Source organism: Micromonospora sp. NBC_01655 (assembly GCF_026339755.1).
In the GTDB taxonomy this organism is placed as follows: domain Bacteria; phylum Actinomycetota; class Actinomycetes; order Mycobacteriales; family Micromonosporaceae; genus Micromonospora.
Genome location: NZ_JAPEQF010000001.1, coordinates 5,260,828 through 5,274,061 on the forward strand (window position 1 = coordinate 5,260,828; position 13,234 = coordinate 5,274,061).

Below are 13,234 nucleotides of genomic sequence, written 5' to 3' on the forward strand. Positions count from 1 at the left end.
CCGTACCCCGGCACGACTCCATGATCGACGGATCGGGCGGTGGCGGCGGAGTCAGTCGCCGCGGGCCCGGCGGGTCTGCCGGTCGTTGGCCTTCTCGATGGCCCTGACCAGTTCGGGCTTGGTCATCCGGGACCGGCCCGGGACGTCCAGTTTGCGGGCCACCGTCATCAGGTGGTCCTTGGTGGCGTTGGCGTCCACCCCGCCCGCCGTAGGGGCCCGTCGCTCCGGGCCGCCACCGGCCGCCTGGCGGTCGCTGGGCCCCTTGCGACCCTTGGGCTCCCAGTGGTCGCCCACCTTCTCGAACTTGTGTTTCACGGCGGCGAAGGCGGTACGGTGCGCCCGTTCCCCCTCGCCGTACGTCTCCACCGCCGAGTCGTGCGTCTTCTCCCAGGTGCGCTGCGCCTTGTCCGGGGAGCGCCGCAGCGTGCTGGGCAGTACCTCGCGCCCGGGCATGTCGTCCTCCTCCGCGTCGACGGGATCGCTGACTCCCACCGTTCCCCCGGGCCGCACCGCCAAACCGGGCGCCGGGTTTGGCGATTTCCGGCGCCGGGTACCGGCTGGGCCAGGCGAGCGACGGGTGGGCGGATCACCCGGGCCGCCGGGCGCAGGGGGCGGTCATGACAGCGACGACGCAACCGGGCACGGCTCCTCCCGGCGGGCCGCTGCGGCTGCCCCGGCGGGTACGCCAACTGAGCTGGCACACCTGGCGCGGGGTGCTGGTGCGCAGCGGCCGGAACTTCGTGCAGGACAACTGCGCGGACTGGGCCGCCGCGCTCACCTACTACGGCGTGCTCGCGCTGTTCCCGTCCACCATCGTGGTGGTCGCCCTGGTCGGGTTGGTCTCCGACGGGGAGCGCACGGTGGACACCGTGATCGACCTGGCCCGGGAGGTGGGGGCCGGGTCGGTGGTCGGCAACGACGGTTTCGTCAGCGTGGTGCGGGGCGTGGTGGACCAGCAGAGCGGCGCCAAGGTGCTGCTCAGCTTCGGCCTGCTCGGTGCGCTCTGGTCGGCGTCCGGGTTCATCGGGGCGTTCACCCGGGCCTCCAACGCGATCTACGGGGTGCGGGAGGGGCGGCCGGTCTGGAAGCTACGCCCGCTACAGATCGGCCTGGCCGCCGTGACGCTGGTGCTGCTGGCCGTGGTGGCCACCGGTCTGATCGTCAGCGGCCCGGTCACCGACGCGGTGGGCGACCTGGTCAACGCCGGCGGGCTGACCCGGACGACGTGGAGCGTCGTGAAGTGGCCGGTGCTGGCCATGGTGATGATGGTGCTGCTGTCGCTGCTGTTCAGGATCGCCCCGAACGTGCGCCAGCCGCGGTTCCGCTGGCTCACCCCGGGCGGGGCGGTGGCCCTGGTGTCCTGGGCGCTGGCCTCCTTCGGCTTCGGCCTGTACGTGGCGAACTTCGGCTCGTACGACGTCACCTACGGCAGCCTCGGCGCGGTGATCGCGTTCCTGGTCTGGCTCTACCTGTCCAACTGCGCGCTGATGCTGGGCGTGCAGATCAACGCCGAACTGCAACGCGGCCGGCAGATCCAGGCCGGCGGTCCCGACCCGGGCGAGCCGGTGCTGCCGCCCCGGTCACCGGCCGCCTCGTGACGAGTCGCCGCATTCCGCCCGTCCGGCGTCCCCGTCGGTTTACCGGCGGCCCGCTCGGGTAGCGCACAAGGCATGGACCGTTTGGAACGTGGCAGCAGCAAGCACAGCCCGAGGGTCGACGAGCAGATGGGCCAGGAGGTCAGCGGCCTGGTTCAGGGCCCGGGGACCGGTGGCTCGCGGGTCGACGAGTTCCGGCAGCCCGAGCCCGCGGGCGAGGACCAGCCGGAGCCGACCACAGCACCGGCCGGCCCGCTGCGCACCGGCTCGCCGCAGGGGATGAGCTCCTCCGACGTGGAGGGGCGCAGCCGGCTCGGGCGGTTCATCACGATGACCGCCCTGCCCGGCGACCGGGACGCGTTGGTCGCGAACGCGCGCGACAACACCGCGCCCGACGACATCGTCGCCGCCCTGGAGGGCCTGCCGCCGGGCACCCGCTACCAGACGGTTTCCGAGGTGTGGGCCGCGCTCGGGCACAAGAACGAGACGACGCGCTGGTGACCGGACCGGCCCACGATCCGGACCAAGCACCGGCGCACTGAGGAGGATTGTCGATGAGTGGCGTCACCGAACACGTTGACGTGTCCGTGCCGATCCGGACCGCGTACGACCAGTGGACCCAGTTCGAGGAGTTCCCGCACTTCATGGAGGGGGTGCAGGAGGTCCGGCAGATCTCCGACACGAAGACCCACTGGACGGTGGAGATCGCCGGGGTCAAGCGCGAGTTCGACGCCGAGATCACCGAGCAGTTGCCCGACGAGCGGGTCGCCTGGCGGTCCACCGGCGGCACCCAGCAGGCTGGCGTGGTGACCTTCCACCGCCTGGACGGGGACCACACCCGGGTCACCCTCCAGCTCGAGTTCGAGCCGCACGGGGTGGTGGAGCAGGCCGGCGACAAGCTCGGCGTCGTCGACCGCCGCGCCAAGGGCGACCTGGAGCGGTTCAAGCAGTTCATCGAGCGGCGCGGTCAGGAGACCGGCGCCTGGCGGGGTGCCATCGACCGGCCCCAGCCCTGATCCCCCGCGCACGCCCTGACGATGGCCGCCGGCCCCCGGCGGCCATCGTCGTGTCCGGGTAGCGGCGGCGCGGCCGTTTGCGATCACCGACCGCGGGTACCGCGACAGCATGACCGACAACGACAGCCATGTGTGGCGCGACGAGGAGCGGCTCCCCCTGGAGGAACTGGACCGGGCGGTGGCCCGGTCGACGCTCGACGGGCAGTCCGACGACGTGACCGGCAACGACGCCGGTGAGGAGGCCGCGTTCGGGCACGGCCCGGAGGCGGTGGACCGCGGCGCGGCGCCGGCCGAACGGGAGCGCGAGCGCACGGACGCCGACCGGGCGTACCGGGCGTCGACCACGGGTCGGACCGGCCCGGACACCATGTGACGCCCGCCCCGCCCGGCCCCGCCCGCCCCGCTTCCGACGGCGGGCGGGGCCGGTTCGGGGGTCGGCCGCTACCCCCGAACCGACAAAAAGCACCGTACGGATGGCCGAAAAAGCGGACAGGTCATCCAGAATCGGCCAATCGGGTGACGGCGATCGGCGGGGGCCGCGTAAGACTTTCGGGATGCAACAGGGCTCCGGCTTCCTCACCGTTCGTCAGCGCCGCCTCGCCTGGCTCGGCTTCCTCCTCGCCGCCGTCCAGGCGCCGGTGGCCGCCAGGTTCGCCACCGACGACTCCTGGCTGTTCAGCCTGTGCGTCGCCCTGATGGTGGCCACCGTGATCATCGCGGACGACGCCTCGCGGCGGCGCCCCGCCGGCGCGACCTCCTCCGACTAGTCCCCGACGCCCGGGCGCGCGGGGTCAGCCCCCGCCGCCCGGTCGCGCCTCGTGCCCGGGCCGACCCCGGGTGCGCCGCCGCTCCTTCATCTCCGCCTCGTACAGGTGCCGCCGGCCACCGACCAGTTCCTCGCGGGCCTGGCGGTCGAGGTCCCGGAACAGCGCGTGGTACCCGTCGTCGAAGTCCTCGACGATCTGGAAGGTCCACCGTCCGGCGATCACGTTGCGGCCGAGCAGGTCGGTGGCGATCCGGTCGGCGATCACGTCGTGCCCGGCCGCGCGGAACTTCGCCACGGCGTCGTCGAGCATCAGGTCGGCGTGGCCGATGAGTTGGTGCATCGAGTAGAGGTGCCCACGGGCCCGCTCCACGGTCTCCAGCGCCTCGCTGAGCCTGCCCAGCGCCTCCACGGTGGCGTCGCTCACCCCCGGCGGGCGACGGTGCTGCTCGTCGGGTCCGTCCCGGTGTCCCATCCGTCCCTCCACCGTGTCGACCGCGCGGCGATACGCGCGTCCTCCCTTCTGCCCCGTCGGGACCGGGTCAATCCGCACGGCCGGGTACGGGCCGTCGGGCGGAGGATCCGGTACCGGCCGAGCGGCCGACTCCGCCCCGGTTACCAGCCGGTTAGCCTCGTTGCTCATGCGTGTGCCGTCGAACCAGGTGGTCAGCCGTTCCGCCGCGGACTCCGCCAACACCGTCCTCGCCCGGTTGACCGTCGCGATCGGCACCGCCGGGCTCGCGGCGGCGGCGGCCCGGCCCGGGCTGCTCGCCGAGATCGACCAGCACGCCGCGGCCGTCCGGGACAGCCTCGGCGGCGACCGCCGGCCGCTGAGCCCGGCCGCGCTCGCCGGGTACGCCGAGGGCGTCCGGGACGCGGCGCGGGCGCACGGCTGGCAGCCGCCCACCCGTTCGACGGACTGGTCGGAGCCCGACTGGCCGCTGGCCCGGCTGCTGGCGGTCTGCGCTCTGGCCCGCGCGCTGGAGAACGGCCCGGCGGCGCGGCCCACCCCCTGACGTACGCGAGCGGGGAGGGGGCCCGCGCGGACCCCCTCCCCCGTGCTCCTCCCGTCAGCTACCCGGGCGGCCGAACTGCTGGGTCTCGTCGCCCGGCATACCGCCGGAGCGGTACGTGCCCTGCCCGCCGCGGGCGCCGGTCATCGATCCCTCGGGCTGGGGCATGGCCTGGGTGCGCTCGGCGCCCGACCGGTCGGCCATCCGCCGCTCGACGTCGCCCTTGCCGGCGGCCTGGGCCTGGCGGTGCTCCCGCAGCGCCCGGGACTCCTCGGCGGCCCGGTCGAGCCAGCCCTCCCAGCGGTTCTGCATCGGCCGCACCAGACCGCCGCCGACACCGATGATCAGGATGCCGGCCACCGTGGCGAGCACCGCGATCAGCACCGGCGTGGTGACGGTGGTGGCGATGCCCACCTGGTTCAGCGCGGCGATCACGCCCAGCGCCAGGATGAAGATCGCCGTCAGGTCGGCCAGCACCCGGCCGTACGACAGCCCGCCCAGGAAGCCGGTGACCAGGTCGCGCACCGCGTTGGCGATCGCGGCGGCCACCACCACGATGATGATCGCGATGAACGCCCGCGGCAGCCAGGCGACCACCCCCCGGATCAGGTCGCTGATCGCGTTCGGCCCCCACACCCCGAAGGCGAACTGCAGGGTGAACAGCAGGACCGCGTAGTACGCCAGTCTCGCCAGGATGTCGCTGGCGTCGTACTTGGTGCGTTCCAGTGCGCGCTTCACGCCGCCCCGTTCGACCGCGCGGTCGAACCCCACCCGTTCCAGTACCGTGTCCACGATCTTCAGCACTGCTCTGGCGATGAGCCACCCCACCACGAGGATCACGATGAACGCGATCGCCCTCGGGATGAAGAGCAACACCGACCTCCACAAATCAGTCAGGGCGGCCCCGATGTCTACCTGCCCGACCGCGAGGGTTTTCTGCATGGTGTCCCTCCTGTCGCATGGACTTCGGCGCGGGCATACCCGTCCCGCCGGGCAGCACGCCGCCAGACCGGCAGAGAATTTCCCGACATCTCCGTCCAGAACGGCCCTGACCTGCATTGATGACCACCAGGGCCGGGCGGCGGCGGGGCGCGCGCCGCCACCCGGGCACGCGATCCGGCCTCCGGCCGGGCGCTCCGGCTAGGCTGCGGACATGCCAGGCACGGTCGGGCGAGTGCCCACGCCAGCAACGCGCGCCGCGGCGGAGACGGGTGTCTCCGGAGCGGTGGGTGTCGTTCTCGGCCATCCCTGGGCCGACACGGCGCTCGGCCCGCCCCAGGGCTGGGATCCGGGGGTGCGCGGGGTGGTGGATCTGATCCTCGCCTCGCCGGTGCCGATGGCGCTCGCGTACGGCGACGACCTCCTGCTGCTCTACAACGACGGGTACGCGGCGCTGATCGGCGACCGCCACCCCGGCGCGGTCGGCCGGCCGGCGGCCGAGGTGTTCGCCGACGTGTGGGCCGAGCCGGGCGTCGGCGACGTGATCGACCGCGCCTACCGGCACGGCGAGTCGTTCCTGGAGAAGGAGGCGGTGCTCCCCTTCGACCGGCTCCGCCCCGGCGCCCGCGAGCGGGCCGTGTTCACCCGGGGCTGCTCCCCGGTGCGGGACAGCGCGGGGCGGATCGTCGGGGCGCTGACCGTCGCCGCCGAGACCAGCCAGGTCACCGAGCAGTTGCAGAGCCTCAGCGACGTGGCCGCCGCGCTGGCCGGCACCCTCACCCTGGACGACGTCGCCCGGGTCGCCCTGCGCTACCTGCTGACCGCGTTCGACGCCGACCGGGTCACCTTCGGCGTGGACGACGGCGCGGGGTGGCGCACGGTCCGGCGGGTGCGCGGTGAACTGCTGGACGAGGCCGACGAGCGGCTGCCCCCGCTGTGGCGGCGTTCACCCGCCGACTCCCCCGGGCCGCTGGTCGTCGCCGCCCGCAGCGGCGTGCCCCAGTTCGTCGGCGACGGCCAGCCGCTGCGGGACATCGCGGTGGACCGACACGACCAGAAGGTGCGGGCGCTGGCCGCCCAGCCGCTGCGGACGTCGGTCCTGCGCGGCGGCCTGACCGTCGGCTACCACGCGGCCCACCTGTGGCCTGCCGCCGAACGGGCCCTGCTGGCCGCCTCGGCCGAGCTGGTCGGCCAGGCCGCCGAGCGCGCCCGCCGGTTCGAGACCCAGCACGGCACCGCCCAGCTCCTGCAACGCAGCATGCTGCCCGAGCGCCTGCCGGACCTGCCCCGGCTGCGGATCGCCGCCCGGTACGACCCCGGCGTCGACGGCAACGCCGCCGGTGGGGACTTCTACGACGCGTTCCTGCTGCCCACCGGCGAGCTGGGCATCGTGCTCGGCGACGTGGCCGGGCACGACGTGCAGGCGGCGGCGCGGATGGGCCAGGTCCGGGCGGCGCTGCGCGCGCTGGCCCTGGCCGACTCTCGGCCGGACGCCGTGCTCGCCGGGCTGGACCGCCTGGTGGGCAGCCTCGGCACCGAGACCGGCACGCACGAGTTGTTCGTGACCGTGGTGTTCGGGGTGGTCGACGCGCAGCGGGAGCGGCTCACCCTGGCCAGCGCCGGGCACCCCGCGCCGCTGGTGCGCCGCGCCGCACCCGACGGCGAGCCGGTGGCCCGGTACCTGGACGTGCCGCCCGGGGCCCCGCTCGGGCTGGGCTGTGCTCCGCGCACCACCACGGTCCCGTTCGCCCCGGGGGACACCCTGCTGTTGTTCAGCGACGGGGTCGTGGAGCGGCGGTGGCAGAGCCTCACCGCCGGGCTGGACGACCTGGCCAGCGCCGTGGCCGGCGCGGCCAGCGGCGACCCACGGGCGCTGTGCGCGGTCGCCACCGCCGCCGTCGGCGGCGCCACCGAGGACGACGTCGCCGTGCTGGCGGTCGAACACGCGCTGATCCCGAGCCGCTCGGCGAGCATGGAGGTGCCGGCGGAGCCGACCGCGCCGAGCCGGGTGCGGCACTGGATGACCGCCCAGCTCACCGACTGGCAGGTGCCCGAGGCGGTGGTCGGTGCGGCGGTGCTGTGCACCAGCGAGCTGACCACCAACGCGCTGCTGCACGCCGGCACCGCCGCCCGGGTCGAGATCGACCTCAGCCCGGAGCGGCTGCTGGTGTCGGTGGCCGACTCCGGCACCCGGGGGACGGTGACCCGGGCCCGCACCGACACGTTGAGCAGCCGGGGCCGCGGGCTCGGCCTGATCGAGCAGCTCAGCGACGCCTGGGGCACCGACCCGACGGTGCGCGGCTCGACGGTCTGGTTCGAGATCCTCATCCCGTCCGGTTAGCCGGACGCCGACGACACGATCGACTCCAGGTCACGCACATCGCGCTGTCCGAAGCACGGGAGCCCCCGGGTCAGTGACCTGGAGTGGACCAGGTCGACGCCGCGCCGGGGCCGGCAGCTCCCTGGGCTGCGAGACTTGCCGACGCCCTCGGATCAGTGCCGTCTGGTGAACTCCCCGAGTGCCTGCCACGATCCCGGGTCGCACCGCCACCGGGCCTCGGTCACGTCCATGCCTGCGCCGCCTCCCTGATCAGGTCGAGTGACGGCCGCCCGGGAGCGCCTCGCCCCGGACGACCTCGCACGTGCGCTGGAGCGTAACAAGATCGTCGGTGTGGGGTCACCACCTGCGCACGGGGCTGACCGCCGCGAAGTCCGCGGGCAGGCGGCGGATCGGTTGCGGGCGGCACGCATACCGCGAACGTCGACGGGGCAAGGTCCGTCACCACCTGCCCGCGGCCGTGGGCGAGGTCGAGGGGTGGTGCGGTGGAACCGGTAGACGTCGCGTTCGCGGTGGTGGGGCTGGGCGCCCTGCTCGCCGGAATTCTCCCCCGGCTGCTGGAGCGCCGGCCGTTGTCGATGCCGATCGCGTTCCTCGGCCTGGGCATGCTGATCTTCGTCCTGCCCACCGGGCTGCCCAGCCCGGACCCGCTGGAGTATCCCGAGATCGCCACCCACCTCACCGAGATCGGCGTGATCGTCGCGCTGATGGGCGCGGGCCTCAAGATCGACCGGCCGTTGAGCTGGGCCAGGTGGTCGTCCACCTGGCGGCTGCTGGCGGTCGCGATGCCGATCTGCATCGCGGCCGTGGCGCTGCTCGGCTGGTGGTGGGCGGGCCTGGTGCCCGCCGCCGCGCTGCTGCTGGGCGCGGCGCTGGCCCCGACCGATCCGGTGCTCGCCGCCGACGTGCAGGTCGGCGAGCCGACCGACGTGGAGGACTCCGAGGACGAGGTGCGCTTCGCGCTGACCTCGGAGGCCGGTCTCAACGACGGCCTGGCCTTCCCCTTCGTGTACGCGGCCATCGCGATCGCCGGCACGAGCCTCGCCCCGGCGAACTGGTTCGCCGACTGGTTCACCGTCGACGTGCTGTACAAGCTGGCCGTCGGCGTCGGCGGCGGGCTGCTGGTCGGCTGGCTGCTCGGCAAGCTGTTCTTCCGCGCCCCGAGCACGCTGCGGCTCGCCCGGCACGCCGAGGGCTTCCTCGCGCTGGCCGCCACGTTCCTGACGTACGGGCTGGTCGAGGTGGTCGGCGGCTACGGCTTCCTGGCCGTCTTCGTGGCCGCCCGGGCGATCCGGTCGGCCGAGCGGACCCACGAGTTCCACTCGGTGCTGCACGCCTTCGCCGAGCAGATCGAGCGGCTGCTGACCGTCCTGCTGCTGCTGCTCTTCGGCGGCGCGGTGGTCGGCGGGCTGCTCGCCCCGCTGACCTGGCCGGCCGCGCTGGTCGGGCTGGCGCTGGTCTTCGTGGTCCGGCCGCTGGCCGGGTGGCTGTCGCTGCGCGGCGCGCCGGGCCGGCCGGCGGAGCACTGGGTGATCTCGCTGTTCGGCATCCGGGGCGTCGGCTCGCTCTACTACCTGGCGTACGCCACGACGAAGGCGGACTTCCCGCAGGCCGATCTGGTCTGGGCCACGGTCGGGCTGGTGGTGATCGTCTCGGTGGTGGTGCACGGGGTGGCCGCCACCCCGGTGATGCAGCTCCTCGACCGCGCGGGCGAACGCACCGAGGAGACACCCGAGCCCACCCCCACCCCGTCCCCAGCCTGACCCCGTCCTCTCCCGCCAAGGTGAGGGGGGTGGGTCAGGGGTGCAGGCGGGCGGCCAGGGCGCGGCCGAGGTCGTGGCCCGAGCGCCAGGCGCTCTGCACCCGGGGCTTGCCGAAGGCGTCGCCGGCCAGCCCGATGCCGTCGGCGTCCAGGTAGTACGTCCCGCCCCCGCCGGGCACGGTCGGCGTGGCGTACGTCCAGCGGTGCACGTGCACGAACGCGGCGGGCTCGGGCAGGCCGAGCAGGTCGCGGACGGCCTGCTCGATGGCCGGGCCGGCCCCGGTCGGCTGGGCGAGGTGACCGGCGGCGAACGTGGGCGTGGTGTGCGCGACCAGCACCGGGGCACCGTCGCCGCGCCGGTCGCCGTCGTCGCAGACGAGCGTGAGCAGGGGATGCTCGTTGACGAACGCGCCGGCGAAGTCGGGCCAGGACCGGGCCGGGAAGCGCAGCACCGCGCTCAGCGTCGGCGACCACCGCTGCGCCTGCACGGCGGCGGTGGCCGCCGCGAGCGCCGGATCGAGCAGCAGGGCCGCCTGTGGGCCGGGCACGGCCAGCACCACGGCGGCGCAGGGCGACCCGTCCACGGCCGGCCCGGGCTCGACGCCGAGCACCAGCCGGTCGACCACCACCGGCAGGTCGGCGGCCAGGTGCTCGACCAGCGACCGCAACCCCCGCGGGGCCGCCCAGCGCACCGGCCCGGGGACCTCACGCCGGCCCTGCGCGGAGTATGCGACGAAGGTGTCGGTCCACTCCCGGGCCAGCCCGTCGGCCGCCCAGCCGCGCACCACCTCGGCGAAGTCCGGGTCGCTGACGGTGAAGTACGCCGCGCCGATGTCCGCCGGGCGCCCGTCGAACCGCCTGCTGGCCATCCGGCCACCCGCCACCCGGGCACGCTCACGGATCTGCACCGGTACGCCCGCCCGGAGCAGCTCGGTGGCGCACGCCACCCCGGCGATCCCTGCCCCGACCACCACGACCCGCGTCCGGTCCGCATCCATCCGGTGATGGTAGGAGGTTCCCGGCCGGGCCAAGCACCGACACACGCGACCGGGCGGGCGGCTGGCTGGCGGGCACGCCGTGCCCGCCCGGCCGCGAGAACTGCAAAGATCGTTGCCGTTCTGGCAAGCTGGTGGCATGGACGACGACCTCGACCACGCGCTCGCCGGGGTGGGCCCCCGGCTCCGCGCGCTGCGCCGGCAGCGCGAGACCACGCTGGCCGACCTGTCGGCGGCGACCGGGATCTCGGTCAGCACCCTGTCCCGGCTGGAGTCCGGCACCCGCCGGCCCACCCTGGAGCAACTGCTCCCGCTGGCCCGGGCGCACGGCGTGACGCTCGACGATTTGGTGGGCGCCCCGCCCACCGGGGACCCGCGCGTTCACCTGCGCCCGGTCAGCCGGCACGGCCTGACCATGCTGCCGCTGACCCGCCGGGCCGGCGGCATCCAGGCGTACAAGCTGGTGATCCCGGCCACCAGCCGCCGGCGGGAACCGGACCCGCAGACCCACGAGGGCTACGAGTGGCTCTACGTGCTCAACGGCCGGCTACGGCTGGTCCTCGGCGAGCGCGACCTGGAGCTCTCCCCCGGCGAGGCGGCCGAGTTCGACACCCGGGTGCCGCACTGGTTCGGGGCCGCCGACAGCGAGCCGGTCGAGTTCCTCAGCCTGTTCGGCCGGCAGGGCGAGCGCGCCCACCTGCGCGCCCGGCCGAGGGCGCAGCACCCGCCCGAGCGGCCCGACGAGCCCTGACGCCCGACGAAGGGCGGGCGGTCAGCGCGGTGGCAGGCGGTGCAGCTCGACCCGGTCGAGCCGGCCCGCCGCCACCCGCGCCGTGAGGTAGGTGGCGTACGGCTGGCGGCGCCGGTCGGTCGGCGAGCCGGGGTTGAGCAGCCGCAGCCCGCCCGGGGCGACGGTGTCCCACGGAATGTGCGAGTGGCCGAAGACGAGCAGGTCCGCGTCGCCGTACGCGGCGGCGCAGCGCTGCTCCCGGCGGGCGCGCGGGCCGGTCTCGTGCACCACGGCGACCCGCAGGCCGCCCAGCTCGACCCGGGCCACCTCGGGCAGCCGGGCGCGCAGTTCGGGCCCGTCGTTGTTGCCGGACACGCCGACGAGGCGGCGCGTCCGGGCCTCGACGGCGTCGAGCAGCGCGACGTCCACCCAGTCCCCGGCGTGCAGCACCACGTCGGCGGCGTCGATCGCCGCCCAGAGCGGCGCCGGCAGGTCGCGGGCCCGCTTCGGCACGTGGGTGTCGGCCGTGATCACCAGGCGCATGCCGCCATTCTCGCCCCCGGGAACCGACGGACAGCGGCACAGGTCTTCACACGCCGGCAACGGGCGCGTACCTTGACGGGGAATGCGTGGGAGCGCTTCCACGCATACTCGTCGATTCGTGGAGGACGCCCCATGCGAAGCAGACCAGCGCTCGCGGCCCTGGCCGCCGGCGCGACCACGCTCACCGCCGCCGCCACCGTCGCGGTCGGCCTCGTCGGCTCCGCGCCGGCCGTGGCCGCCGATTCCGCCTTCTACGTCGACCCGCAGACCAACGCCGCCCAGTGGGTGGCCGCCAATCCGGGCGACCCGCGCGCCGCCGTGATCCGGGACCGGGTCGCCGCCGTCCCGCAGGCGCGCTGGTACACCCGCACCAACACCTCCACCGTCCGGGCCGAGGTGGACCAGTTCGTCGGGGCCGCCGCCGCGGCGGGGAAGATCCCGATCCTGGTGGTCTACAACATCCCGAACCGGGACTGTAGCGGCGCCAGCGGCGGCGGCGCGCCGGACCACGCCAGCTACCGGCAGTGGGTCGACCAGGTGGCCGCCGGGCTGGCCGGCCGGCCCGCCTCGATCGTGCTGGAGCCGGACGTGCTCCCGCTGATGACGAACTGCCAGAGCGCCGCCCAGCAGGCCGAGACGAAGGCGTCCATGGCGTACGCCGGCAAGAAGCTCAAGGCCGGCTCGGCGCAGGCGAAGGTCTACTTCGACGCCGGGCACTCGACGTGGCTCTCCCCCGCCGACATCGCCGCCCGGCTGACCGGCGCGGACGTCGCCAACAGCGCCGACGGCATCTCCCTCAACGTCTCCAACTACCGCACCACCGCCGAGTCCGTCGGGTACGCCAGGCAGGTCATCGCCGCCACCGGCGTGTCCCGGCTGAAGGCCGTGATCGACACCAGCCGCAACGGCAACGGCCCTGCCGGCTCGGAGTGGTGCGACCCGCCGGGGCGGGCGATCGGCACCCCGAGCACCACCGCCACCGGGGACGGCGCGATCGACGCGTACCTCTGGGTGAAGCTGCCCGGCGAGGCCGACGGCTGCATCGCCGGGGCCGGCCAGTTCGTCCCGCAGCGGGCGTACGACCTGGCGGTCGCCGCGGGGCCGGTCCCGACCACCGCCGCCCCCAGCACGGCCCCGCCCACCACCGCGCCCCCGACCACCGCGCCCCCGACGACCGCGCCGCCCACCACCGCACCCCCGACCACGACCCCGCCGACCCAGGGCTGCGCGGTCACCTTCACCCCGAACACCTGGACCGGCGGGTTCACCGCCGAGCTGCGGGTGACCAACCGGGGCGGCGCGCTCAGCTCGTGGACGGTGGCCTTCACCGCCGGCCCCGGGGTGCGGCTGACCAGCGGCTGGAACGGTGAGTGGAGCCAGAGCGGCGAGCGGATCACCGTGCGCAACTCGGCCTGGAACGGCAGCCTGCCGGCCGGTGGCACGCTGAGCGTCGGCTTCCAGGGCACCTACTCCGGCGGCACGCTGCCCGCCCCGACCGGCTTCACCCTCAACGGCGCACCCTGCTCCTGAGCCCGGCCGA

The 13,234-nt window shown here is 74.7% G+C and carries 15 protein-coding genes and 1 pseudogene; 10 read left to right on the forward strand and 6 right to left on the reverse strand.

What is annotated here, in order from left to right:
- Positions 1-51: 51 nt before the first annotated feature.
- Positions 52-453: a ChaB family protein gene (locus OOK41_RS23805; RefSeq protein ID WP_266266759.1), complete on the reverse strand. Its 402-nt coding sequence runs from the start codon at positions 451-453 to the stop codon at positions 52-54.
- A 164-nt stretch (positions 454-617) separates the two neighbouring features.
- Between OOK41_RS23805 and OOK41_RS23810 the strand changes: the two genes are divergently transcribed.
- The 5 genes from OOK41_RS23810 (at position 618) to OOK41_RS23830 (ending at position 3,378) form a co-directional block, all read left to right on the forward strand.
- On the forward strand, positions 618-1,598 hold the full coding sequence (locus OOK41_RS23810; protein WP_266266760.1) for a YihY/virulence factor BrkB family protein: 981 nt from the start codon (positions 618-620) through the stop codon (positions 1,596-1,598).
- An 81-nt stretch (positions 1,599-1,679) separates the two neighbouring features.
- Positions 1,680-2,096 (forward strand): DUF2795 domain-containing protein, encoded by a 417-nt coding sequence (locus OOK41_RS23815; protein ID WP_266267957.1) that lies wholly within the window; start codon positions 1,680-1,682, stop codon positions 2,094-2,096.
- Positions 2,097-2,149: 53 nt separating this feature from the next.
- Positions 2,150-2,611, forward strand: coding sequence for an SRPBCC family protein (locus OOK41_RS23820; protein ID WP_266266761.1), 462 nt, complete (start codon positions 2,150-2,152; stop codon positions 2,609-2,611).
- A 109-nt stretch (positions 2,612-2,720) separates the two neighbouring features.
- Positions 2,721-2,984, forward strand: coding sequence for a hypothetical protein (locus OOK41_RS23825; protein ID WP_117669382.1), 264 nt, complete (start codon positions 2,721-2,723; stop codon positions 2,982-2,984).
- Positions 2,985-3,165: 181 nt separating this feature from the next.
- The gene (locus tag OOK41_RS23830; RefSeq protein ID WP_117669383.1) at positions 3,166-3,378 is read left to right on the forward strand and encodes a hypothetical protein; all 213 of its coding nucleotides are present in this window, start codon (positions 3,166-3,168) and stop codon (positions 3,376-3,378) included.
- A gap of 24 nt (positions 3,379-3,402) precedes the next feature.
- Here the strand turns inward: OOK41_RS23830 and OOK41_RS23835 are convergent, their stop codons facing one another.
- Entirely contained in the window at positions 3,403-3,849 is a 447-nt protein-coding gene (locus OOK41_RS23835) for a hypothetical protein (RefSeq protein WP_266266762.1), read from the reverse strand.
- 166 nt (positions 3,850-4,015) lie between these two features.
- Between OOK41_RS23835 and OOK41_RS23840 the strand changes: the two genes are divergently transcribed.
- On the forward strand, positions 4,016-4,390 hold the full coding sequence (locus OOK41_RS23840; protein WP_117669385.1) for a DUF6401 family natural product biosynthesis protein: 375 nt from the start codon (positions 4,016-4,018) through the stop codon (positions 4,388-4,390).
- Positions 4,391-4,444: 54 nt separating this feature from the next.
- On the opposite strand, the gene OOK41_RS23845 is transcribed toward OOK41_RS23840, so the two are convergent.
- Positions 4,445-5,329, reverse strand: coding sequence for a hypothetical protein (locus tag OOK41_RS23845; protein ID WP_117669386.1), 885 nt, complete (start codon positions 5,327-5,329; stop codon positions 4,445-4,447).
- Between the two features lie 211 nt (positions 5,330-5,540).
- Here OOK41_RS23845 and OOK41_RS23850 point away from each other — a divergent pair, with 211 nt between their 5' ends.
- Complete coding sequence (locus OOK41_RS23850) at positions 5,541-7,667, forward strand: SpoIIE family protein phosphatase (protein ID WP_117669387.1); 2,127 nt, start codon at positions 5,541-5,543, stop codon at positions 7,665-7,667.
- 220 nt (positions 7,668-7,887) lie between these two features.
- Here the strand turns inward: OOK41_RS23850 and OOK41_RS31965 are convergent.
- Positions 7,888-7,997, reverse strand: a pseudogene (locus tag OOK41_RS31965) (XRE family transcriptional regulator); the annotation flags it as partial.
- Between the two features lie 152 nt (positions 7,998-8,149).
- On the opposite strand from OOK41_RS31965, the gene OOK41_RS23855 reads away from it, so the two are divergent.
- Positions 8,150-9,427, forward strand: coding sequence for a sodium:proton antiporter (locus tag OOK41_RS23855; protein ID WP_266266763.1), 1,278 nt, complete (start codon positions 8,150-8,152; stop codon positions 9,425-9,427).
- A gap of 34 nt (positions 9,428-9,461) precedes the next feature.
- On the opposite strand, the gene OOK41_RS23860 is transcribed toward OOK41_RS23855, so the two are convergent.
- Positions 9,462-10,424: an NAD(P)/FAD-dependent oxidoreductase gene (locus OOK41_RS23860; RefSeq protein WP_266266764.1), complete on the reverse strand. Its 963-nt coding sequence runs from the start codon at positions 10,422-10,424 to the stop codon at positions 9,462-9,464.
- A gap of 136 nt (positions 10,425-10,560) precedes the next feature.
- Here OOK41_RS23860 and OOK41_RS23865 point away from each other — a divergent pair, with 136 nt between their 5' ends.
- The gene (locus OOK41_RS23865) at positions 10,561-11,172 is read left to right on the forward strand and encodes a helix-turn-helix domain-containing protein (protein WP_266266765.1); all 612 of its coding nucleotides are present in this window, start codon (positions 10,561-10,563) and stop codon (positions 11,170-11,172) included.
- Positions 11,173-11,193: 21 nt separating this feature from the next.
- Here the strand turns inward: OOK41_RS23865 and OOK41_RS23870 are convergent, their stop codons facing one another.
- Positions 11,194-11,694, reverse strand: coding sequence for a metallophosphoesterase (locus tag OOK41_RS23870; protein WP_266266766.1), 501 nt, complete (start codon positions 11,692-11,694; stop codon positions 11,194-11,196).
- Between the two features lie 132 nt (positions 11,695-11,826).
- Between OOK41_RS23870 and OOK41_RS23875 the strand changes: the two genes are divergently transcribed.
- The gene (locus OOK41_RS23875) at positions 11,827-13,224 is read left to right on the forward strand and encodes a glycoside hydrolase family 6 protein (RefSeq protein ID WP_266266768.1); all 1,398 of its coding nucleotides are present in this window, start codon (positions 11,827-11,829) and stop codon (positions 13,222-13,224) included.
- Positions 13,225-13,234: the final 10 nt, after the last annotated feature.

What these genes read in the sequence shown, in the direction of transcription:
- OOK41_RS23805 (WP_266266759.1), bottom strand. Translation starts at nt 453, where the DNA reads ATGCCCGGGCGCGAGGTACTGCCCAGCACGCTGCGGCGCTCCCCGGAC.
- OOK41_RS23810 (WP_266266760.1), top strand. Translation starts at nt 618, where the DNA reads ATGACAGCGACGACGCAACCGGGCACGGCTCCTCCCGGCGGGCCGCTG.
- OOK41_RS23820 (WP_266266761.1), top strand. Translation starts at nt 2,150, where the DNA reads ATGAGTGGCGTCACCGAACACGTTGACGTGTCCGTGCCGATCCGGACC.
- OOK41_RS23825 (WP_117669382.1), top strand. Translation starts at nt 2,721, where the DNA reads ATGACCGACAACGACAGCCATGTGTGGCGCGACGAGGAGCGGCTCCCC.
- OOK41_RS23830 (WP_117669383.1), top strand. Translation starts at nt 3,166, where the DNA reads ATGCAACAGGGCTCCGGCTTCCTCACCGTTCGTCAGCGCCGCCTCGCC.
- OOK41_RS23835 (WP_266266762.1), bottom strand. Translation starts at nt 3,849, where the DNA reads ATGGGACACCGGGACGGACCCGACGAGCAGCACCGTCGCCCGCCGGGG.
- OOK41_RS23840 (WP_117669385.1), top strand. Translation starts at nt 4,016, where the DNA reads ATGCGTGTGCCGTCGAACCAGGTGGTCAGCCGTTCCGCCGCGGACTCC.
- OOK41_RS23845 (WP_117669386.1), bottom strand. Translation starts at nt 5,329, where the DNA reads ATGCAGAAAACCCTCGCGGTCGGGCAGGTAGACATCGGGGCCGCCCTG.
- OOK41_RS23850 (WP_117669387.1), top strand. Translation starts at nt 5,541, where the DNA reads ATGCCAGGCACGGTCGGGCGAGTGCCCACGCCAGCAACGCGCGCCGCG.
- OOK41_RS23860 (WP_266266764.1), bottom strand. Translation starts at nt 10,424, where the DNA reads ATGGATGCGGACCGGACGCGGGTCGTGGTGGTCGGGGCAGGGATCGCC.
- OOK41_RS23865 (WP_266266765.1), top strand. Translation starts at nt 10,561, where the DNA reads ATGGACGACGACCTCGACCACGCGCTCGCCGGGGTGGGCCCCCGGCTC.
- OOK41_RS23870 (WP_266266766.1), bottom strand. Translation starts at nt 11,694, where the DNA reads ATGCGCCTGGTGATCACGGCCGACACCCACGTGCCGAAGCGGGCCCGC.
- OOK41_RS23875 (WP_266266768.1), top strand. Translation starts at nt 11,827, where the DNA reads ATGCGAAGCAGACCAGCGCTCGCGGCCCTGGCCGCCGGCGCGACCACG.